Below are 21,805 nucleotides of genomic sequence, written 5' to 3' on the forward strand. Positions count from 1 at the left end.
CGCTTCCTTGCGCGCCTCCCGCGATTTCGGCCATCATGCTTTTTGCCTTGCGGCAACGTCCGCCTCTGGAGGAAACATGAAGAACAAGATCACCGGCCGCTCCGCCTTTCTCGCGTTGCTCAAGGACGAGGGCATCACGCATCTGTTCGGCAATCCCGGCACCACCGAGCTGCCGATCATGCATGCGCTGAAGGATCACCCTGACCTCGCCTATGTGATGGCGATGCAGGAGAGCCTGGTGGTGGCGATCGCGGATGGCTATAGCCGCGCCTCCGGAAAGCTGGTCGCCTGCAACGTCCATGTCGCGCCCGGCCTCGGCAACGCGATGGGCTCGCTCTACAACGCCCAGTTCACGGGCACGCCGATGATCCTGACCGCGGGCCAGCAGGAGCAGGGCCACGGACTGATGGAGCCGGTGCTGTATGGGCCGCTGGTGCGCATGGCCGAGCCGCTGGTGAAATGGGCGGTCGAGGTGACGCGGCTCGAGGATCTGCCGCGCATCGTGCGCCGCGCCGCAAAAGTCGCAACCACCCCGCCGACCGGGCCGGTGTTCATTTCATTGCCCGGCGATATCCTCAACAGCGAGGCAGGGATCGATCTCGGTCGCTCCACCCGCATTGACGCTCGCACAAGACCATCGGATGAGGCACTGAAGGCGTTCGCCGCCCGACTGCTCAGGGCCGAGCGTCCCGTGATCGTCACCATGGACGAAGTGGTCAAGAGCGATGCGCTGATGGAGGCCGCCGAACTCGCAGAACTACTCGGCGCGGCTGCCTACCAATCCTCGACGCCCTATGGCTCGCACTTCCTCTCGGAGAGCCCGAGCTTCGTCGGCACGCTGGCACGTGTCCAGAAAGTCGCGCGCGACACGCTTGCGCCCTTCGACCTCTTGATCGCGCTCGGCGGCGATCCCTTGCGGATGTCGGTCTACAGCGAGGTCGACGCGCTGCCGGAGGGCCTTGGCATCGTGCAGATCGGCCTCGGCGATTGGGAGATCGCCAAGAACTACGGGGCTGAGATCGCGCTGAAGGCGGATTTGAAGGAAACGCTGCGCGCGCTGATCCCGGTGTTGAAGGAGATGGGCGGCGCTGCCCTGGCGAGCCGCGCGAAGCAACGGCTGACCGAACTCGCGCCGAGGAACTGGACCGCGCGGCGCACCGCGCTGGTCGAGCAGATCGGCAAGGCCGCGGACCGCAGCCCCATCGATCCGGACTGGCTGGTGCTGCAAATGGTCGAGGCCATGCCCGCTAATGCCATCCTCGTGGACGAAGGCCTCACCTCGAGCCGCCAGATCACGGCCTTGCGTGCGCACCGCGATCGCTTCGGCTATCACGGCCTTGCCTCCGGCGGCATCGGCTGGGGCCTGCCGGCCTCCGTCGGCGCCAGCATCGCCAATCCCGATCGCCCGGTGGTCTGCTTCTCCGGCGACGGCAGCGCGATGTATTCGATCCAGTCGCTGTGGACAGCGGCGCATCACAAGCTGCCGCTCAATGTGGTCATTGCCAACAATGGCGGCTACCGCATCATCAAGCAGCGCCTGCTCGCCTTCCACGGCGACGACAATTACGTCGGCATGGATTTTGTCGATCCGCCGGTGGATTTCGCGGGCGTGGCTAAGGCGCTGGGATGTGAGGCAATCAAAGTCAGCGATCCCCGAGAGTTGAAGGCGACGCTGGCGTCGGCGTTTGGCCGGCCGGGGACGAAACTGATCGAGGTGATGGTGGACGGGAAGCTGTAGGGCAGCGTCACCTGCGGCATTGGTGCCGCCACATTATCAGTCGTGATCACCCGCGAAGGCGGCTGATCCAGTATTCCAGAGCCGGCGGTGATTGAGTCGAGACGCTGCGGCGTACTGGATGTCCCGGTCAAGCCGGGGCATGACAGCGTACCTAGCGGCGCTACCCCTTTCTCCCCACTCTGAACCCTGCCGCCGGATGCGGCGCACCTAGCCGCGCCCGCCCCTCGCCGAACAGCTTCTCGCGTAGCGTGCCCTGCGCGTACTCCGCCTTGTACCGCCCGCGTCGCGTCAGCTCCGGCACCAGCATGTCGGCGATGTCCTCGAAATCGCCGGGTGAGATCGCGAAGGCGACGTTGAGGCCGTCGACATCGGTCGCCTCGAACCACGCCTCGATCTTGTCCGCGACCATTTCCGGCGTGCCGACCACGACGGGACCTGCGCCGCCGACGCCGACATGCTCGATGACGTCGCGCACGGTCCAGACGCGATCGGGATCGGCGCGGGTGACGTTATCGAGTGCGCTGCGGCCGGCATCGTTCTGAACATGGCGCACCTGCTGATCGAGCTCGTAGCCGGAGAAGTCGATTCCGGTCCATCCCGACATCAGCGCCAGCGCGCCTTCCGGGCTGATGTGGCGGCGATAGTCGGCATATTTTTCGTTCGCTTCGGCTTCCGTCCGCCCGAGGATGATCGTCATCATCGAGAACATCAGGATTTCCGCCGGATTGCGGCCGAACGCGGCGGCCTCCTGACGGATCGCCGATACGCGCGGCGCGATCACCTTGGCTGACGGCCCCGACATGAACACGCATTCGGCGTGCCGTGCCGCGAACTGCCGTCCGCGCGGCGAGGTGCCGGCCTGATACAGCACGGGCGTCCGCTGCGGCGACGGTTCGCTCAGGTGGATGGTGTTGTTGATGCGGTAGTTCGCGCCCTCGTGGTTGACGCGATGGACCTTTGTGGGATCGGTGAAGATGCCGCGCGTGCGGTCGCGCAGCACGGCGTCGTCCTCCCAACTCCCTTCCCAGAGCTTGTAGACGACCTCCATATATTCGTCCGCGATCTCGTAGCGGTCGTCGTGCCCGATCTGCTTGTCCTTGCCGGCGCCGCGCGCGGCGCTGTCGAGATAGCCGGTGACGACGTTCCAGCCGATACGCCCCTCGGTGAGATGATCGAGCGTCGACATCCGCCGCGCGAACGGATAGGGCGGCTCGAAGGAGAGATTGCTGGTGACGCCGAAGCCGAGATTCTGCGTCACGGCGGCCATTGCCGACAGCAGCAGCAGCGGATCGTTCGAGGGCGACTGGGCTGCGTTGCGCAAGGCTGCGTCAGGACTGTTGCCGTAGACGTCATAGACGCCGAGCACGTCGGCCAGGAACAGTCCGTCGAAACGGCCGCGCTCCAGCGTTCTGGCAAGATCGATCCAATAGGGCAGGCGGTTATATTCGGCAGTGCGGTCGCGCGGATGGGTCCACAAGCCCGGTGATTGGTGCGCGACGCAATTCATCGCAAATGCATTGAGCCTGATCTGCTTGGCCATGATGGTCCCCCGGCGCCCTGTACCGGGCGCTCTTCGAATGATAGAGCTGCGCCCGAACTTGGCGAAGTTCTTGCATATAGCGCGACGTTGGCAAGGCCAAAATCAGCGGCGCTGCCGCGCTTGGCAAGCCAATCTCAAGAGAGCAAGAACGAAATCCCAAGACTATCGAAGTCCCCGCCACTTTCGGAGGCCTGCCCGTATCGGGTATGCTCCTTCGCCTCGCAACCTAAAAAAGAAAATAATGACCAGAGCCGATGCCATCGCCCGCGCCCGTGACGATTTTGAATCGGGCGCGTTCCTCGCCGAACTCGACCGCCGCGTCGCCTACCAGACCGAGAGCCAGAATCCGAACCGGAGCGTCGAGCTGCGCGCCTATCTGGAACAGGAGATGGTGCCCGCTTTTGCCGCGCTCGATTTCGAAAGCCGGATGATCGAATCTCCCAGCGGCAAGGCGCCGTTCCTGTTCGCCGAACGCCGCGAAAGTGAGACGGCGCCGACCGTGCTGATCTACGGCCATGGCGACGTCGTTGACGGGATGGAAGGCGAGTGGCGCGACGGCCGCGATCCCTGGCGCACCACGGTTTCGGGCACGCGTCTCTACGGTCGCGGCACCGCCGACAACAAGGGCCAGCACAGCATCAACATGGCGGCACTCCGCGCGGTGCGCGAGGCCCGCGGCGGCAAGCTCGGCTTCAACGCCAAGTTCATCCTCGAGATGGGCGAGGAGATCGGCTCGCCGGATCTCGGCAAGGTCTGCGATCTCAATCGCGATGCGCTCAAGGCCGATCTGTTCGTGGCCTCCGACGGGCCGCGCCTGTCCGCCGACCGTCCGACCCTATTCCTCGGCTGCCGTGGCGGCATCCGCATTCATCTCGATGTGAACCTTCGCGACGGCGGCCATCACTCCGGCAATTGGGGCGGTGTGCTCGCCAACCCAGCGACCATTCTGGTCAACGCGATCTCGACGCTGGTCGACGGCCACGGCCGCCTTCAGCTGGACGCGCTGAAGCCGCCGCGCCTCACCAACCAGATCCGCAGCTATCTTGCGGACGTGCAGGTGGTGCCGACCGAGGACGAGCCGGCGTTGGCCGAGAACTGGGGCGAGGAGGGTCTTTCGGCGGCCGAGCGGCTCTATGCCTGGAACACGCTCGAAGTGCTGGCGATGTCGTCGGGAAACATCGAGAAGCCGGCCAACGCCATTCCCGGCCACGCCAATGCCGTGCTGCAACTGCGCTTCGTGGTCGGCACCAAGGTCGACGGCCTGATCGAAGCCGTCCGTGCGCATCTGGTCGAAAGGGGTTTTCCGATGGTCGAAGTGCGGGCCGCACAGAGCTTCGCGGCATCGCGCACCGATTTCGACAGCCCCTGGATCGCATGGGCGGCGAATTCGGTGAAGGAGACCACCGGCAAAGTGCCGGCGGTGCTGCCGAATTTCGGCGGCTCGCTGCCCAATGACGTGTTTTCCGAGATATTGGGCCTGCCGACGATCTGGGTGCCGCACTCCTATCCCGGCTGCTCCCAGCATGCGCCCAATGAGCACATCCTGCTGCCATTGACCGAAGAGGCCTTGACGGTGATGGCCGGCCTGTTCTGGGATCTCGGGGAATTGCCAAGCCCGCTAACAAGCCCGCTAACGCGCCCGCCGGCCTGAGCCGTTAACCGGAGCCGCGATCCAGCCAAAAGTCACATTCTATTCCAACCCAATTTGTGCTTGCATCCCGCCGGCATCATCCTGAAAGGGGACCAAAACGTGAAACATTTCCGTAGCATCGGCCTCGCGCTCGCCGCGACCTTCGCCGTCGGCCAGGCCGGGGCCGAGGAGCTGACCGGCACGCTCAAGAACATCAAGGACACCGGCGCCATTACGCTCGGCTTCCGCGACTCCTCGATCCCGTTCTCTTATCTCGACGACAACCAGAAGCCCATCGGCTACGCGATGGACATCTGCTACAAGATCGTCGACGCCGTGAAGAAGGAGCTCAAGCTCGACAAGCTCGAGGTCAAGCTCAATCCGGTGACCTCGGCGACCCGGATCCCGCTGATGGCGAACGGCACCATCGATCTCGAATGCGGCTCGACCACCAACAATGCCGAGCGCCAGAAGCAGGTTGCCTTCACCAACACCCATTATTTGACCGCCAGCCGCTACGTCTTCAAGAAGTCGAGTGGCCTGAAGGCGATTGACGACCTCAAGGGAAAATCGGTGGTTTCCACTGCCGGCACCACCAACATCAAACAGCTCACCGAGGCCAATGTTGCAAAAAGCCTCGGCGCAAACATCATTCCGGCCAAGGACCACGCCGAGGCCTTCCTGATGGTCGAGACCGACCGTGCGGTCGCCTTCGTGATGGATGATATCCTGCTCGCGAGCCTCGTTGCCGGCTCGAAGTCGCCCGATGACTACGTCATCTCCAAGGACGCGTTCTCCAAGCCTGAGCCCTACGGCATCATGCTGCGCAAGGACGACGCGGCCTTCAAGAAGGTCGTCGACGCGGCGACCGCTGCGCTCTACACCTCCGGCGAGGGCCAGAAGATCTACGACAAGTGGTTCACGCAGAAGATCCCGCCGAAGGGCCTCAATCTCAACACGCCGATCTCGGCCGAGCTGAAGAACGAGTTTGCCAAGCCGACGGACTCGCCAAACCCGGACGATTATAAGTAAGCTATAACCTCGATCTTTCGATCGGGATCGTGTCCGGCCATCTTGACTCCAGGATGGCCGGACATTTGCATAGGCGCCAGGACATCGATGACTGGCGCGTTCGCGCGGGGGACACGTGAACTACAACTGGAACTGGGGAATCTTTTTCCAGCCGAACCCGATGGGGACCGGCACCTATCTCGACATGCTGTTGTCGGGCCTGGTGCTGACCCTCAAGACGGGTGCGCTCGCCTGGATCATCGCGCTGATCACCGGATCGATCGTCGGCGTGATGCGCACACTGCCGTCGAAGGGAGCGTACTGGTTCGGCTTTGCCTATGTTGAATTCTTCCGCAATATGCCGCTGCTGGTGCAGCTCTTCCTGTGGTTTTTCGTGCTGCCGGAAGTGTTGCCAAGGTCCGCGGGATTGTGGCTGAAACAACTGCCGAACGCGCCGTTCTGGACGGCCGCGATTGGCATCGGGTTCTTCATGTCGGCGCGCGTCGCCGTGCAGTTGCAGGCCGGCATCGGATCGCTGCCGCGCGGGCAGAAGATGGCGGCGACCGCACTCGGCCTGACGACCCTGCAGGCTTATCGCTACATCCTGCTGCCGATGGCTTTTCGCATCATCCTGCCGCCGCTGACGTCCGAGTTCCTCAACACCATCAAGAACACGGCTGTGGCCATCACCATTGGTTTGCTCGAACTGACCGGCCAGGCGCGCTCGATGCAGGAATTCTCGTTCCAGGTGTTCGAGGCCTTCACCGCTGCGACCATCCTCTATCTCCTCGTCAACGCCGTCGTCGTGACCGCGATGCGCTTCCTCGAGCGCTGGGTCGCGATCCCCGGCTACATCACGGGGAAGTAGCGCCATGTTCAGCAATTTTGATTTCGGGGTCATCATCCGCACGCTGCCCTATCTATTCTATGAGGGCATGACGTTCACGCTGATGCTGACCGGGCTTGCTGCACTCGGCGGCCTCGTCTTCGGCACGGCGATCGCGCTGATGCGGCTGTCCGGCTACAAGGTGCTGGGCCGCATCGCGGGCGTCTATGTCGACTTCATGCGCTCGCTGCCGCTGGTGCTGGTGATCTTCTGGTTCTACTTCCTGGTGCCCTATATCGGGCAATGGGTAACTGGCGCGTCGCGTCCGATCAGTGTCGGCGCGTTCGCGTCCTCGCTCATCACCTTCATCATGTTCGAGGCCGCGTACTTCTCCGAGATCATGCGTGCCGGCATCCAGTCGATCTCGCGCGGCCAGCCGGCCGCAGCCAACGCGCTCGGCCTGACCTACGCCCAGACCATGCGCTACGTCGTTCTGCCGCAGGCCTTCCGCAACATGCTGCCGGTCCTGATCACGCAGACCATCGTGCTGTTCCAGGACACCTCACTGGTCTATGTGCTGTCGATCACCGATTTCCTCGGTGCGGCTAGCAAGGTCGCGCAGCGCGACGGCCGTCTGGTCGAAATGTATCTATTCGCAGCGATCGTCTACTTCACCATCTCCTGTATCGCGTCCTTCGGCGTTCGCCGCCTGCAGGCGCGCATCGCCATCATTCGATAGAGTTTGCCATGATCGAGATCAGCCACGTCGACAAATGGTACAGCCCGGCCTTCCAGGTGCTGACCGACTGCACCACCAGCGTCGCCAAGGGCGAGGTGGTCGTGGTCTGCGGTCCGTCGGGATCAGGCAAGTCGACGCTGATAAAATGCGTCAACGCGCTGGAGCCATTCCAGAAAGGCGACATCAGCGTCGATGGCACTAAGGTCAACGACCCCAGGACCAATCTGCCCAAGCTGCGCGCGCGTGTCGGCATGGTTTTTCAGCACTTCGAGCTGTTTCCGCATCTGAAGATCATTGATAATCTCTGCCTCGCGCAGCAGAAGGTGCTCGACCGGTCGCGCGACAAGGCGGTGGCGAAAGGCATGCAGCTGCTGGAGCGGGTCGGCCTGAAGGAACAGGCGCAAAAATTTCCCGCGAACCTGTCCGGCGGCCAGCAGCAGCGCGTGGCGATCGCCCGCGCGCTCGCGATGGATCCCATCGTCATGCTGTTCGACGAGCCGACCTCGGCGCTCGACCCCGAAATGGTGAGCGAGGTGCTCGACGTCATGGTAGACCTCGCCCATGAGGGCATGACCATGATGGTCGTGACGCACGAGATGGGCTTTGCCCGCAAGGTCGCCAACCGCGTGATCTTCATGGACCGCGGCGAGATCGTCGAGGACGCCCCGAAGGACGATTTCTTCGGCAAGCCCCGCAGCGACCGCGCGCAGAAGTTCTTGTCGAAGATTCTGTCGCATTGATCCCACTGTCATTCCGCGACGTGCCTCCTGGCGCCGGTCGGGAATGACGGGTTGAGGGTTTCGTGGCACCGACAAATCCCTTATACCAGCGGGTAATCCCTATTCCCGCCAGGAGACCTGCCTTGGATCCGATCGCCTATGTCAACGGCTCATTCGTCCCGCTTTCGGACGCCAAAATTTCGGTCCTCGATCGCGGCTTCCTGTTCGCCGACGGCATCTATGAGGTCTCGGCCGTGCTCGACGGCAAGTTGGTCGACAATGCCTCGCATCTGGCGCGGCTGGAGCGCTCGGTCGGCGAGATCAAGCTGAGGCTCCCGGAGACGGTCGAGCGCATCACCGAGATCCAGCAGGAGCTGATTGCACGCAACAAGGTCGAGAACGGCCTCGTCTATCTCCAGGTCACCCGCGGCGCCGACAAGGGCCGCGACTTCGCCTTCCCCAAGGGCGACGTCAAGTCGAGCCTGGTGATGTTCACGTCGGAGAAGGACATCATCAACGCCGCCTCGGCCAAGACCGGCATCAATGTGATCACCGTGCCCGACATCCGCTGGGAGCGGCGTGACATCAAGAGCGTAGCATTGCTGGCGCAAGTGCTGGCAAAGCAGGCCGCGGCCGAAGCCGGTGCGGGCGAAGCCTGGATGCTGGAAGACGGTTACGTCACCGAAGGCGGTTCGTCTTCAGCGTTCATCCTGACCCAGGACGACGTCATCGTGACCCGCAAGAACTCCAACGCGATCCTGCCGGGCTGCACCCGCAAGGCGGTGGTGGCGCTGGCGGAAGAGCGTCAGCTCCGCGTCGAAGAGCGTTCCTTCACGGTCGCCGAGGCGCTCGCCGCCAAGGAAGCCTTCGCCACCTCGGCGTCGCTGTTCGTCCAGCCGGTGGTTGCGATCGACGGCAAGAAGGTCGGCGACGGCAAGCCCGGCCCGATCGCCATGCGGCTGCGCGAGATCTACGTGGAGTTCGCGAAGGCGACGGCGGTTTAAGCTACCTACCGCCGTCATCGCCCGGCTTGACCGGGCGATCCAGTACTCCGTGACGGGAGTGCTGGACTCGAGAAGCCGCGGCGTACTGGATGCCCCGGTTAAGCCGGGGCATGACAGGCGAATGTATTGAGGCAGTTTGGCCTCCACACATCAGCACCTCACGCCACCGATGCCTTCACCTTCACCGGATGAACCGCACGGAACGCGATCGCGATTCGGTTCCAGGCATTGATGGCGCCGATCAGCATGGTCAGGTTCACCGTCTCCGCGTCGGAGAATTGCGGGCGGACCTGCTCGTAGACGTCATCAGGCGCGTGCGTCTCGGAGATCAGCGTCACTGATTCCGTCCAGGCCAGCGCCGCGCGCTCGCGGTCGGTGTAGAGCGGTGATTCGCGCCAGGCGTTGAGCAGATAGATGCGCTGCTCGGTCTCGCCGCGCTTGCGGGCGTCCTCGGTGTGCATGTTGATGCAGAAGGCGCAGCCGTTGATCTGTGACGCCCGGATCTTGACGAGCTCGATCAACGATTTCTCAAGGCCCGTCGACTGGATCTGCTCTTCCAGTGCCATCAGCGCCTTCATCGTGTCGGGTGCGGCCTGGTAGAAATTCATGCGGGGTTTCATGGTCGTTCTCCTTGCTGGCTGGGTTGACGTCAGTGGGCGCCGCCGGCCGAGGCGTGGCCGGCCTTCTTCAGGAAGAGGGTGGCGATCAGCGCGACGATCAGGGCCACGCCGAGCAGATAAAAGGTGTCGCTGAAGGCGAGGATATAGGCCTGCTTCTGCACGATATGGCCGATCGCAACATAGGCGCGATGCAACGCGTCCGCCCGATCGAGAATGCCGTGATTGACGAAGTATTGGGTGAGCTGTTCCAGCCGCGTCCGCGTCGCCTGCTCGAACAGCGAGACTGACTGCATCAGCACGTTGGAGTGATACTGCTCGCGCTTGGTCAGCAGGGTCTGCAACAGCGCGATGCCGACGGCGCCGCCGAGGTTGCGCATCATGTTGAACAGGCCGGAGGCCGAGCCCGCGTTCTCCGGTTCGATGCCTGAGGTCGCCACCGCAGACAGCGGCGCCATTACCAGCGCCTGGCCGATCGCACGAACCACATTGGGCCAGAGCAATTGATCGGCGGCATAGTTGCCGGTCATGTAGATGTTCATAAAGTTGGAGGCCGCGAACAGGACGAAGCCGACGCCGATGATGAGCCGCGCATCGAGCTTCTGCATCAACCGCGGGACCAGCGGGATCAGCACCAGCTGCGGCAGGCCGGTCCAAGCCAGCACCATGCCGATCTGCTCGGCATTGTAGCCCTGGATGCGGGCCAGATATTGCGGCAGGATGAACACCGAGCCGTAGAGCGCGATTCCCAGCAGGAAATTCGCGAGCATGCCGAAGCCGAAATTGCGGCGGACCAGCAGACGCAGGTTCAGGAGCGGCTTCTTCACGGTGAGCTCGATGATCAGGAAGGCGCTCAGCGCCACGGCCGCGATGACGGACAGCTTGACGATGAAGGGCGAGCCGAACCAGTCGTCTTTGTTGCCTTCCTCGAGCACGGTCTGCAGCGCCGACAATCCGATCGCCATGGTGATGATGCCGGCCCAGTCGCCGTCGCGCAGCAACGACAGCTTCATGGGCTTTGCATCGAGCGCGTACCAGAGCATGCCGACCATGATCGTGCCGGGGACAACGTTGACATAGAAGATGTACTGCCAGCCAAAATTCTCGGTGAGATAGCCGCCGATGGTCGGGCCGATCGCGGGCGCGAACGTCGCCGACAGCGCGAACAGCGCAAGGCCCACGGGTTGCTTGGCGCGCGGCAGCAATGTGATGATGAGTGTGAACGCCATCGGAATCAGCACGCCGCCGGTAAACCCTTGCACCGCCCGCAGCACGATCATCTGCGGCAGGTCTTGCGCCAACGCACAGGCGGCTGACAGGACCAGGAACAGGACCGCATTGGTGAGGAGATAGATGCGGATCGAGAACACCTGCGCCAGCCAGCCGGACAGCGGGATCACCACGATCTCCGCGATCAGATAGGAGGTCGAGATCCAGCCGCCGTCATCAATGCCGGCGCCGATCGCGCCCTGGATATCGGCGAGTGAGGCATTGACGATCTGGATGTTCAGCACCGCCATGAAGGCGCCGAGCGTCGCGCCGATCACGGCGATCCAGGTCTTGGTCGAGACGGCGGGCGTTGCGGGGGCCGCGACGGGAGCGGGGATATCGGCCGTGGTATTAACGGTCGGTTGGAGCGTGCTCATGGAAGCCTCGTCTCGGTTACGGAGACAGGATGGATCAGGCAGTTCGTTTCGATAATCGACCAAGTTTGGGAAGGATCATCCGGTAGGAGTTGATAGTCCCGCCGGACCTTTCCGGCTTCAACCGCCGTTCGGACGGGCCGCGTTGTCGGCGAGATGCTTCGCCGTCTCACGCTCGGCCAGCACGGTCTGCTTGGTGTCGACGGTCGGCACCGCGGACATGCCGGGGCGCAGCAGGCCGGTCAGGCTGTGGTCGTCGAGCACGATCTTCACCGGCACCCGTTGCACGATCTTGGTGAAATTGCCGGTGGCGTTGTCGGGCGGCAGCAATGCGAATTCAAGGCCGCTCGCCGGCGACAGGCTGTCGACATGGCCGCGCAGGGTCTGGTTGCGGAAACTGTCGACGTGCAGCTCGACCGGCTGGCCGGCGCGGACATGTGTGAGCTGCGTCTCCTTGAAATTCGCCACGACATAGACCGCATCGAGCGGCACCACCGCCATCAATTGCGTGCCGGCCTGCACGAACTGTCCCACGCGCAGTGAGCGGGCGCCGACCGTTCCGTCGACCGGCGCGGTAATCTCGGTGTAGGAGAGATTGAGCGTCGCCTGCTCCGCGACCGCACGCGCATGTTCGAGCTGGGCAGTAGCCTGCGCGCGCTGGGTCGTGAGCACGTCGACCTTGCGTTGCGCGGCCACGAGGCCCGACCTGGCATGTTGCAGTTGCGCGTTGCTGGCGCGCAACGCGGCGTCAGTCTGTTGCGCGCGCTGAATCGTGCCGGAGCCCGACTTCATCAGGTCGTCGTAGCGGGCGCGCTCCTCCTGCGCAAATTTCAGATTCGCGTCCGCAGCAGCGACATCGGCTGTGCTCTGCTCGATGATCGGCTGCTGGAGTTCGAGCTGGGCGTCGAGGTTCCGCACTGCCGCTTCCGCCGCAGCGACATCGGCGCGGGCCTGATTGAGCGCCGCCTTGAAGTCGCGGTCGTCGATCTTCGCCAGCAGCTGGCCCGCTTTGACCTTTTCGTTGTCGCTGACCAGCACCTTGGCGATGTAGCCCGAGACCTTTGGCGCGATGATCGTGGAGTCGGCCTTCACATAGGCGTCGTCGGTTGTCTCGAGATAACGGCCGTTGACCCAGTAGTCGTGTCCGTAATGGACAACCGCAGCCGTGCCCGCAAGGAACGCGAGCGCCAGCGCCGCCCGCCGGACCGTATTCCGGGCGGGACCACGCACCGGCGCCGTCGGGGTAGCTTGCGGTATTTCAGTCGCTTGCTGAAAGTTTTTGGTGCGGGGCATCTCGGACATGGCAGTCTCCTTCGGCTGACCCAGACTATCGGTCTTCCTCGTCCGATCGATAATCAGCGAAATGCCAAAAGGATTATCCGCTGACAGTGGATAGTCCCGGGATCTCGCCTTGGCCCGTATGATCTATCGAGCCGGAGGTACGACTGCCCCAGAGCGATTGCCGCGCCTGTCGAGGGATTGCGGCTAACGCATCCGCGCTGCCCGCAGGAGCGGTTTGATGGATAATCGGACGGAATTCCTTGCGATTATCTCTCAAGAGCGGATAATCAGTCGGCATGGACCGATTGACCAGTCTCGAAGTCTTCAGCCGGGTGGTCGAGACCGGCGGCTTCTCTGCAGCAGCCCGCAAGCTCAACATGTCGACCACCATGGTGAGCAATCACGTCCAGGCGCTGGAAGACCGGCTCGGCGTGAGGCTGCTTCAGCGCACCACGCGCAAGGTCAGCCTCACCGACATCGGCAAGGCCTATTACGACCGCTGCATCCAGATACTCGCCGAAATCAAACAGGCCGACGATATCGCGAGCGAATTGCAGTCGGTGCCCCGCGGCACGCTACGGATCCACGTCGCCACGCACATGGTGCCGTTCGTTGCGCCCGTGGTGGCGAAGCTCCTGTCGACCTATCCGGAGCTCAAGATCGATCTGCGGATGGGCGAGGCCGAAATCGACCTCATCGAAGAAGGCTATGACGTTGCTCTGCGCATGACCGCGCCGCCGGATTCGAGCCTGATCGTTCGCAGCCTCGCAACCTGGCGGCACGTGCTGTGCTGCTCGCACGACTACCTCGAAAGGCACGGTCGCGTGCAGAAGCTCGATGAGCTCACCGCGCACAATTGCGCCCGTCACTTGAATTATCCGTTCGGCGAAGATTGGCGCTTCTTCGATCGCAAGGGCACGCCGGCATCGGTGCGCATCTCCGGCAGCTTTATCACCAACAGCGGTGAGGCCTTGCGAAAGGTGGCGCTGGAAGGCGCTGCCGTCTGCCTGATGGCCGGTTTTCTCGTCCAGGGCGATCTCGAAGCCGGTCATCTCGTTCGCCTTCTGCCCGAATATCGTCCCGTCGAGATGTCGATGAACGCGGTCTATCCGCACCGGCATCATCTGTCGGCGAAGGTCAGGACCTTTATCGACATGCTCGTGCATCACAGCGCCGAGCAGCAGAAGCTGATCAATCCCTATTCATGAGCGGGGTGGCGCCGGCAGCCGTCCGAACACTTTTTCAAGCGCCATGCCGAGCGCAAGCAGGCGGCGGTCGCTGCCTGCAGGGCCATCCAGCTCGAGTCCGATCGGAAGTTTGCTGACCGCGCCGAGCGCAATCGGGATCTGGATGCCGGGAATGCCGGCATTGCTGCCGGGATCGGTGTTCTGGATGAACAACCCGAAATTCTCGAGGCTGCTGGAATCCGGATTGGAGGCAATGGCGACGCGCGGCGTGGTCGGGAAGGCGATGGCATCGAGCCGGTTGTCGGCGAAAGTCCTGCTGTAAAGCACCTGGAGCGCGGGGCGTGCACTATTGATCGCGGCGTCATAGATCGGCTTGGCGTCAACCAGCGTGCCATCGGGGGCAGGCAGTTTGCGCGGGATCACCAGGCCATCATAGGTGCCCTTGACGTCGGCGCTGGAGATGTCCCTTGCCATCGCCTCGATGCTGAGGCCCGTGCCGGTGTGGTCCAGATAGGCGACCAGATCGTCATAGGCTTCGTACAGCGCGACCGGAAAGCTGACCTGGCCATTGAACTCGGCCAGTTGCGGCATTTCGATCTCGACCATCGTGACACCCTGCGCTTTCATCTTCGCCACTGCTGCCTGGAAAGCGGCGTTGGTGTCAGCGTCGAGATTTGTCAGCATCGACCTCACGATGCCGATTCGCATCTGCTTCAGATCGGCCGCCTGAACGGCTTCGCCACCTGCTATGACGCGGTCGAGGAGTTCGACATCCGCCGCGGTCGCCGCCATCGGGCCCGCGGTGTCGCGGGTGTGCGAGATCGGCGCGATGCCAGCTTGCGGATAGCGTCCGACCGTCGGACGCAGCGAGGCACATCCATTCAGTGCGGCGGGGACCCTGACCGATCCGCCAGTGTCGGTGCCGAGCCCGCCCGCGACGATCCGCGCGCCGATCGCGACGCCCGTTCCTGAGGAGGAGCCGCCCGCGATCAGGGTGCGGTCATAGGCGTTGCGCACGCCGAACTCCGCGCCGGTCTTGAATGCGGTGTTGTAGCCGGAGATGCCGAAAGCGAGCTCGTGCATGCTGGTCTTGCCGATGATGACCGCGCCCGCCGCGCGCAATTTTGCGACCACCGGCGCGTCGGCCCTCGGAACGTAATGCTTCAGCGCCGGCGTTCCTGCGCTGCAGGGGAGCCCCGTGACCTCGATATTGTCCTTGATCACGATGGGAACACCGCCGAGCGGCTTGTCCTTGTTGTCGTTCGCGTCGAATGCGGCCGCAGCCTTCAGAGCGCCGGCCTCGTCCAGGGTGACGAAGGCATTCAGATCGGCATTGGCCTTGGCGCGGGCGAGAGCTTCCGTCGTGAGCGCGGTGCTCGTGACTTTTCCGGCGCGGAGGTCGGCCACAGCCTGGGTCAGGGTCAACTGGTCGAAATCCATGAGGCGTCACCCGGTTGCAGGAGCGCCATCAGGGCGCCCCTCGGCTCCAGAGGCTGAAGTCTCGTCGGCGCTCCGTCAACCGTAGGCGCGCATCCTTGCAGGTGATGGCGCATTGAGCTCGGCGAACAGCCGTTCGACCTCGGCCTTCACCTTCCCGATCGCGGCGTCCTTAACCGGCCCGTAGCCCCGGATATCCATCGGCGCTTTTGCAATGGCGACCAGGCTTGGCAGTTGCGCCGCGTCGAGTCCGCCGAGCAGCCGTTTGATGACGCCATCGTACCAGGTGATGAGTTCCCGCTCGGCGCGCCGCTCCGCCGTGTAGCCGAACGGATCGAACGGCGTCCCGCGCAATCCCTTCACCCGCGCCAGCATGGCGAGCGGCATCTGGATCCACTGTCCGAAGGCGTGCTTGCGCGGACGTCCGCGGGCATCGCGCTTCGACGGCAGGAACGGCGGGGCAAGGTGATATTGGATGCTGAAGTCGCCTTCGAATTCGCCTTTCAACTCGTCGAGGAAGCCGGTCTGCATGTGCAGGCGCGCCACCTCGTACTCATCCTTGTAGGCCATCAGCTTGAACAGGGCGTGCGCGACCGCCTGGGTCAATGCCTCGCTATTCAGGCTGGCTTCGGCATGGCGAACACTTGCAACGCGCTCTCGATAGCGCGCTGCGTAGGCATCGTTCTGATAAGCCGTGAGGAAGTCGGCGCGGCGGTCGATCAGCTGGTCGAGCGTCTCGGCCTTCGGCGCTTCGTCCACCTTCGGCAAGAAGTCGGGATCGGCGGCTGCAATCCGGCCCCAGGCGAAAGCCTGCTTGTTGCTTTCGACCCCGACGCCGTTGAGCTCGATCGCGCGCAACAGCGCCGACAGCGAGACCGGCAGCAGCCCGCGCTGCCAGGCAAAGCCCAGCATGACGATATTGGCATAGACGGCATCGCCGAGCAGGCGCTCGGCCAGCGCATTGGCGTTGATGGTGTCGAGATTGCCGTCGCCGATCACCTGGCCGATCGCACGCAGGCGGGCGGGTGAGGCGAGATCGGCGTCACGGAAGCGGACGACGTCGCCGGTCGGCATCTCCGCGGTGTTGACCGCGGCGCGCGTACCTTTTCGATAGGTGCCGGACGCCTTCGGCGAGGAGCTGACGACGAGGTCGCAGCCGATCAGCGCATCGGCCGCGCCCTGGTCGATACGGACCTGGTGCAATGCGTCGGGGGATGCGGCCAACCGGATGTAGCTCAGCACCGGCCCGAATTTCTGCGCAAAGCCGGTAAAATCCAGCACCGAGACACCGTTTCCTTCGAGGTGGGCCGCCATGCCGATCAGCGCGCCGACCGTGATCACGCCGGTGCCGCCGACGCCGGTGACGAGCAGATCATAGGGACGGTCGAGCGTTGCGGGCGCGGGCAGGGGAAGCGTGGCCGCGTGGCCGACCGCGTCGATCCGACTCGCGCCCTTCTTCCGGCGCCTCGCGCCCTCGACGGTGACGAAGCTCGGGCAGAACCCGTTGAGACAGGAAAAGTCCTTGTTGCAGGATGAGAGGTTGATCCGGCGCTTCCGGCCGAACGGCGTCTCCTTGGGCTCGACGCTGAGGCAGTTGGATTCGACCGAGCAGTCGCCGCAGCCTTCGCAGACGAGATCGTTGATATAGGCGAAGCGTTTGGGATCGATCATCTGTCCACGCTTGCGGCGACGCCGTTTCTCTGTCGCGCAGGTCTGCTGATAGATCAGCACCGAGACGCCGGGAATATCGCGCAGCTCGCGCTGCACGCTGTCCATCTTCTCGCGCGGATGGAGGGACACGCCGACCGGAAGATCGCCTGGCGGAAATTGCGCCGGATCGTCCGACACCAGCGCGATGCGCGCAACGCCCTCGGCGCGGACGCTGTGCGCGATAGCGTGGACGCTGATTGGGCCGTCGACGGGTTGGCCGCCGGTCATCGCCACGGCATCGTTGAACAGGATCTTGTAGGTGATGTTGGCCTTGGCGGCGATCGCCTGCCGGATCGCCATCGAACCCGAATGATAATAGGTGCCTTCGCCCAGATTCTGGAACACGTGCTTGTTGCCGGTGAAGCGTGACGAGGCGGCCCAATTCACGCCTTCGCCTCCCATCTGGATCAGGGACGATGTCTCGCGGTCCATCCAGCTGGCCATGAAATGACAGCCGATGCCGGCCAGCGCCTTCGAACCCTCGGGCACTTTCGTCGATGTATTGTGCGGGCAGCCCGAGCAGAAATAGGGCGTACGCGTCGCACCGCTGACGTTGATCGTGCGCGAGGCCTCAGGCATCAAGCCGGCTGCGCGTGCGGCGAGATTGAGGCCTGGGAACATCGGATCGAGACGGCGTGCGAGCACCCCAGCGAGCGCACGCGGTGACAATTCGCCGATCCAGGAGATCAGCCGCGCCCCTTGCTCGTCATGCTTACCGACCATGCGCTCGGGTTTTTCGCCCGGATAATCGTAAAAATATTCCTTGAACTGGCTTTCGATGATGCCGCGCTTCTCCTCGACGACAAGGATCTCGCGCTTGCCCCTCACGAACGCCATCGCGTCATGCAGCGCCAGCGGCCAGACCATGCCGACCTTGTAGATGTCGATGCCGATGCTGCGGCAGTCCGCTTCGTCGAGACCCATCAGCCGCAGCGCTTCCATCAGATCGAGATGGGCCTTGCCCGTGGTGACGATGCCGTAGGTGGCGTCCGGGATGTCGTAGATGTGACGATCGATCGGATTAGCCTTTGCGAAGGCGTAGACCGCGTGCTTCTTCGCCTCCAGCCGCTCCTCGATCTGCGGGCCGGGCAGATCGGGCCAGCGATAGTGCAGGCCGCCGGGTGGCGGCGTGAAGTCTGGCGCGTGGAAGGCCCGCGGTGGGCGCAGCGCGACGGACGCGCCGGATTCCACGATCTCAGAGATCGCCTTGAAGCCGACCCACATGCCGGTGAAGCGGCTCAGCGCGTAGCCATATTCACCGAATTCGAGATATTCGCTGACGCTTGCGGGGTGGAGCGTCGGCATGAACCAGCTCATGAAGGCGACGTCGGACTGGTGCGGCATCGAGGACGAGACGCAGCCATGGTCGTCGCCGGCGACCACCAGAACGCCGCCATGCGGTGAGGAGCCGTAGGCGTTGCCGTGTTTCAGCGCATCGCCGGAGCGATCGACGCCGGGGCCCTTGCCGTACCAGAGAGCGAACACGCCATCGACCTCGCGGTCGGCTTGCGTCTCGACCTGTTGTGAGCCGAGCACGGCGGTCGCGGCAAGATCTTCGTTCACTGCGGGGAGGAATTCGATGCGGTCCCGCTTCAGTCGCTCGTGGATGCGCCACAGCTCGAGGTCGATCCCGCCGAGTGGCGAGCCGCGATAGCCTGAGATGAAGCCCGCCGTGTTCAGCCCCGCGGCACGGTCGCGCCGCACCTGGTCGAGCGCGATGCGGACGATGGCCTGCGTGCCGGTGAGGAAGACGCGGCCCCGTTCGCGATCGTAGCGGTCGGAAAGCTCGTAAGGATCGAGAGACGAAATGGCGGCCATGCGGACCTCCCCACGGCATCCTTGCCGGATGGGAGAAGGGTAAGCCTGGGCAACTGGTAGGTCTTACCTTTCTTTCCGAATGGCGTACCTATTATGGTAGAGTTATCCAAAACGATCTACGGGAAGGTAGATTAATCCATTTTGGTGGTTTCCATGATCGAAGACCAGGACGCGCGGATTCTCGCCTATCTTCAGAAGGACGGCCGCGCCACCAACCAGCAGCTCGCCGACGCAGTCGGCATGTCGACTTCGGCATGCTGGCGCCGGGTGCGCGCGCTGGAGGAGAGCGGTGCCATCCGGGGCTATGCGGCCCTGGTCGCGCGCGAGCAGGCCGGCTTTGCGATGTCCGCGATCCTCCACGTCTCGCTGGAACGGCACGACGCAAAATTCGTCGACGAGTTCGTCGCGCGGGTGACCACGCGGCGTGAGGTGCTGGAGTGCTTTGCGACCACGGGCGATGCCGATTACCATTTGCGTGTCGTCGTGCAGGATATGGCGGCGTACAACAGATTCCTCGACGACTTCATGTTCCGCATTCCCGGCATCCGCTATGTCAGAAGCAACGTGGTGCTGAAGGAGATCAAGACGGGCGTCGCGCTGCCGTTTTGAGCTTGTGCTGAGGAGGCCGCGTAGCGGCCGTCTCGAAGCGCGACGCCACAACCGGGCCTTCATCCTTCGAGACGCTTGCTTCGCAAGCTCCTCAGGATGAGGATCACCGCTCCTCCCGCACGAACCTGTTCCGCAGCGTGCCGATGCCGGTGATGTCGATCTCCACGACGTCGCCGTGCTTGATATCAGGCGAGGCACCATCCGTGCCCATCCAGATCACATCGCCCGGCCATAGCGTAAAATACTTGGTCAGCTCGACTAGGAACGGCACCACGCCAAAGATCATGTCGTTGGTGTGGAAGCGGTTGGTCTCCTTGCCGTTGACCCGGACGATCGTTTCCATCTTGTCGAGGTCGGCCTCGGTCTCGATCCACGGGCCCATCGGCTTGAACGTGTCGGCGTTCTTCGAGCGCCACAGGCTGCGGTCGGCCTTCTGCCAGCTGCGCTCGCTGACGTCGTTGCCGATGGTGTAGCCGAAGACGCAATCCATCGCATTCTGATTGGTGAGATGCTTCACCTTCTTGCCGATGACGACAACGAGTTCGCCTTCGTAGTGGATCTTGTCCGTCGCAAAGGACGGGATCGCGACGTCCTCGTCATGCGCAATCAGCGCGTTTTGCGCGCGATAGCCGATCTCGGGGCGGTCGGGGACAGCAGGCACTTCGCCGCGCTTGTCGGCGGCTTCCTTCAGATGCTTGAGGTAATTCAAGCCGACGCAGTAGAAGGTGCGCGGAATCAGCGGCAGTTCGATCTTGACCTGCGAGAGCTGATACGTGCGCGAGGTGCGTTGCCATTCTCCGAAGGGATCGCCCTCGATCGCGATGACCTGGTCACCCTCGACGATCCCCCAGGACGTCTTGTCCGCAGCGGTGAATTTCAGCCAGCGCATGCCGTGTCTCCGTTGTTATTCCGCGGCATCGCGCGGCTGCACTTTCCAGTCGCCGGCAGCCGGCCGCTTGAGCCCGAGATTTTCCCGCAGCGTCTTGCCGCGATATTCCTTCTGGAACAATCCGCGCCGCTGCAATTCCGGGACGATATGTTGCACGAAATCGGCATAGGAGCCGGGCACATAGGTCGCGGCGATGACAAAACCGTCGCAGCCGCGCTCAACGAACATTTCTTTGAGCTTGTCCGCGATCTCCTTGGGACCGCCGACCATCGCATCCTGGACCTGGCCGCGGCCGGAGAAGGTGACGAAGTCGCGCGCGCTCGGATTGCTTTTGCCGGAGTTCTTGAGCACGCCGTCGCGGATGCCCAGAATGCCCTGCATGCTCTTCAGCTCTGCAGTCGTCAGCGGCTCGTCGAGATCCTTGGAGGCGAAATCGTAGTTGAGCGCTTCGGCCAGCAGCGACAGCGCGTCGATCTGCAGCGGCAGCTTGTTGATCAGCGCCATCTTGTCTTCGGCCTCGGCTTTGGTCGCGGCGCAAACCGGTGTCGTCAGGTTGCAGAGGAACATCGCCTCCGGATCGCGGCCGGCTTTCGCGGCCTCGTTACGCACCGACGCATAGCCTTCCTTGGCGGCGGCGAGATTGCGTGCAGCGGTGAAGATCACCTCACCCCATCGTCCTGCAAAGCGCTGGCCGCGGCCGGACGCGCCGGCCTGGATGATCACGGGATGGCCCTGGTCGGAGCGGGGCACCGTGAAGGGACCGCGGGACTTGTAGAATGGGCCCTTGTGATCGAGCCGCTTCACCTTGGCCGGATCGGCAAAGCGGCCGCTCGTCTTGTCCATGATGAGCGCGCCGTCTTCCCAGGTGTCCCAATGGCCGAGAACGATCTCCATGAATTCGTCGGCGCGGTCATAGCGGGCGTCGTGCTCGGGATGAGAATCCCGGCCCATGTTGAAGGCCTCGCCGTCATTGAGCGAGGTCACGACGTTCCATCCGGCGCGTCCGCCCGACATCAGGTCGAGCGTTGCGAAGCGGCGGGCGATGTCGAAGGGCTCGAAATAAGTCGTCGAGCCGGTCGCACCCAACCCGAGCTTCTCCGTCACCATGCCCATCGTCGTCAGCACGATCAGCGGATCCATCTTCACGCAGCGGATGCCGTATTCGACGGTGTGGGCGTGATCGTTGCCGTAGCGGTCCGGCATCGCCAGCCGGTCGTCGAAGAAGGCCATGTGGAACTTGCCGGCTTCGAGGATTTTGGCGATCTCCTGATAATAGTCCGCCGACATCGAATCGTCGCGCGAGTCCGGATGTCGCCACGAGCTCGGCAAATTCGTGCAGTTCTGGGCCTGAAGGAAGCCGACCAGTACCATCTGCCGCGTCATGCTGCTGTTCTCCGAATTGCGTCA

The 21,805-nt window shown here is 63.4% G+C and carries 17 protein-coding genes; 9 read left to right on the forward strand and 8 right to left on the reverse strand.

The window, feature by feature from the left end:
* Positions 1-76: 76 nt before the first annotated feature.
* Positions 77-1,738, forward strand: coding sequence for a thiamine pyrophosphate-binding protein (locus tag IVB07_RS04815; protein WP_018453377.1), 1,662 nt, complete (start codon positions 77-79; stop codon positions 1,736-1,738).
* Between the two features lie 160 nt (positions 1,739-1,898).
* Here the strand turns inward: IVB07_RS04815 and IVB07_RS04820 are convergent, their stop codons facing one another.
* Complete coding sequence (locus tag IVB07_RS04820) at positions 1,899-3,278, reverse strand: LLM class flavin-dependent oxidoreductase (RefSeq protein ID WP_018453378.1); 1,380 nt, start codon at positions 3,276-3,278, stop codon at positions 1,899-1,901.
* Between the two features lie 241 nt (positions 3,279-3,519).
* On the opposite strand from IVB07_RS04820, the gene IVB07_RS04825 reads away from it, so the two are divergent.
* The 6 genes from IVB07_RS04825 to IVB07_RS04850 all read left to right on the forward strand — a co-directional run bounded on the left by IVB07_RS04825 (position 3,520) and on the right by IVB07_RS04850 (position 9,207).
* A complete protein-coding gene (locus IVB07_RS04825; RefSeq protein ID WP_018453379.1) occupies positions 3,520-4,929 on the forward strand; it encodes a M20 family metallopeptidase in 1,410 nt (469 codons plus the stop codon).
* 99 nt (positions 4,930-5,028) lie between these two features.
* Positions 5,029-5,940: an amino acid ABC transporter substrate-binding protein gene (locus IVB07_RS04830; RefSeq protein WP_026232521.1), complete on the forward strand. Its 912-nt coding sequence runs from the start codon at positions 5,029-5,031 to the stop codon at positions 5,938-5,940.
* 115 nt (positions 5,941-6,055) lie between these two features.
* Positions 6,056-6,787: an amino acid ABC transporter permease gene (locus IVB07_RS04835; protein WP_026232522.1), complete on the forward strand. Its 732-nt coding sequence runs from the start codon at positions 6,056-6,058 to the stop codon at positions 6,785-6,787.
* Positions 6,788-6,791: 4 nt separating this feature from the next.
* Positions 6,792-7,484 carry an ABC transporter permease subunit gene (locus tag IVB07_RS04840; RefSeq protein ID WP_018453382.1) on the forward strand — a complete coding sequence of 231 codons (693 nt, stop codon included), beginning with the start codon at positions 6,792-6,794 and terminating at the stop codon, positions 7,482-7,484.
* Positions 7,485-7,492: 8 nt separating this feature from the next.
* The gene (locus IVB07_RS04845) at positions 7,493-8,224 is read left to right on the forward strand and encodes an amino acid ABC transporter ATP-binding protein (RefSeq protein WP_018453383.1); all 732 of its coding nucleotides are present in this window, start codon (positions 7,493-7,495) and stop codon (positions 8,222-8,224) included.
* A 122-nt stretch (positions 8,225-8,346) separates the two neighbouring features.
* Complete coding sequence (locus tag IVB07_RS04850) at positions 8,347-9,207, forward strand: D-amino-acid transaminase (RefSeq protein ID WP_018453384.1); 861 nt, start codon at positions 8,347-8,349, stop codon at positions 9,205-9,207.
* A gap of 158 nt (positions 9,208-9,365) precedes the next feature.
* Here the strand turns inward: IVB07_RS04850 and IVB07_RS04855 are convergent, their stop codons facing one another.
* From IVB07_RS04855 to IVB07_RS04865, 3 genes are all read right to left on the reverse strand, one after another.
* Positions 9,366-9,827: a carboxymuconolactone decarboxylase family protein gene (locus IVB07_RS04855; protein ID WP_026232523.1), complete on the reverse strand. Its 462-nt coding sequence runs from the start codon at positions 9,825-9,827 to the stop codon at positions 9,366-9,368.
* Positions 9,828-9,856: 29 nt separating this feature from the next.
* Positions 9,857-11,470: an MDR family MFS transporter gene (locus IVB07_RS04860; protein WP_018453386.1), complete on the reverse strand. Its 1,614-nt coding sequence runs from the start codon at positions 11,468-11,470 to the stop codon at positions 9,857-9,859.
* A gap of 117 nt (positions 11,471-11,587) precedes the next feature.
* Entirely contained in the window at positions 11,588-12,769 is a 1,182-nt protein-coding gene (locus IVB07_RS04865; RefSeq protein ID WP_247299327.1) for an HlyD family secretion protein, read from the reverse strand.
* A gap of 275 nt (positions 12,770-13,044) precedes the next feature.
* Between IVB07_RS04865 and IVB07_RS04870 the strand changes: the two genes are divergently transcribed.
* Positions 13,045-13,956, forward strand: coding sequence for a LysR family transcriptional regulator (locus IVB07_RS04870; protein WP_018453388.1), 912 nt, complete (start codon positions 13,045-13,047; stop codon positions 13,954-13,956).
* On the opposite strand, the gene iaaH is transcribed toward IVB07_RS04870, so the two are convergent.
* Both iaaH and IVB07_RS04880 read right to left on the reverse strand, forming a co-directional pair.
* Positions 13,951-15,375, reverse strand: a complete 1,425-nt coding sequence (gene iaaH / locus IVB07_RS04875; protein ID WP_018453389.1) for an indoleacetamide hydrolase — start codon at positions 15,373-15,375, stop codon at positions 13,951-13,953. The genes IVB07_RS04870 and iaaH overlap by 6 nt on opposite strands.
* A 75-nt stretch (positions 15,376-15,450) precedes the next feature.
* Positions 15,451-18,900 carry an indolepyruvate ferredoxin oxidoreductase family protein gene (locus IVB07_RS04880; RefSeq protein WP_018453390.1) on the reverse strand — a complete coding sequence of 1,150 codons (3,450 nt, stop codon included), beginning with the start codon at positions 18,898-18,900 and terminating at the stop codon, positions 15,451-15,453.
* Between the two features lie 153 nt (positions 18,901-19,053).
* Here IVB07_RS04880 and IVB07_RS04885 point away from each other — a divergent pair, with 153 nt between their 5' ends.
* Positions 19,054-19,509, forward strand: a complete 456-nt coding sequence (locus IVB07_RS04885; protein ID WP_018453391.1) for an Lrp/AsnC family transcriptional regulator — start codon at positions 19,054-19,056, stop codon at positions 19,507-19,509.
* 103 nt (positions 19,510-19,612) lie between these two features.
* Here IVB07_RS04885 and IVB07_RS04890 read toward each other — a convergent pair whose 3' ends face one another.
* Both IVB07_RS04890 and IVB07_RS04895 read right to left on the reverse strand, forming a co-directional pair.
* Entirely contained in the window at positions 19,613-20,398 is a 786-nt protein-coding gene (locus tag IVB07_RS04890) for a fumarylacetoacetate hydrolase family protein (protein WP_018453392.1), read from the reverse strand.
* 15 nt (positions 20,399-20,413) lie between these two features.
* Positions 20,414-21,781, reverse strand: a complete 1,368-nt coding sequence (locus IVB07_RS04895) for an LLM class flavin-dependent oxidoreductase (RefSeq protein WP_247767501.1) — start codon at positions 21,779-21,781, stop codon at positions 20,414-20,416.
* Positions 21,782-21,805: the final 24 nt, after the last annotated feature.

The sequence above is a fragment of the Bradyrhizobium sp. 172 genome, assembly GCF_023101065.1.
Taxonomy (GTDB): Bacteria; Pseudomonadota; Alphaproteobacteria; order Rhizobiales; family Xanthobacteraceae; genus Bradyrhizobium; species Bradyrhizobium canariense_D.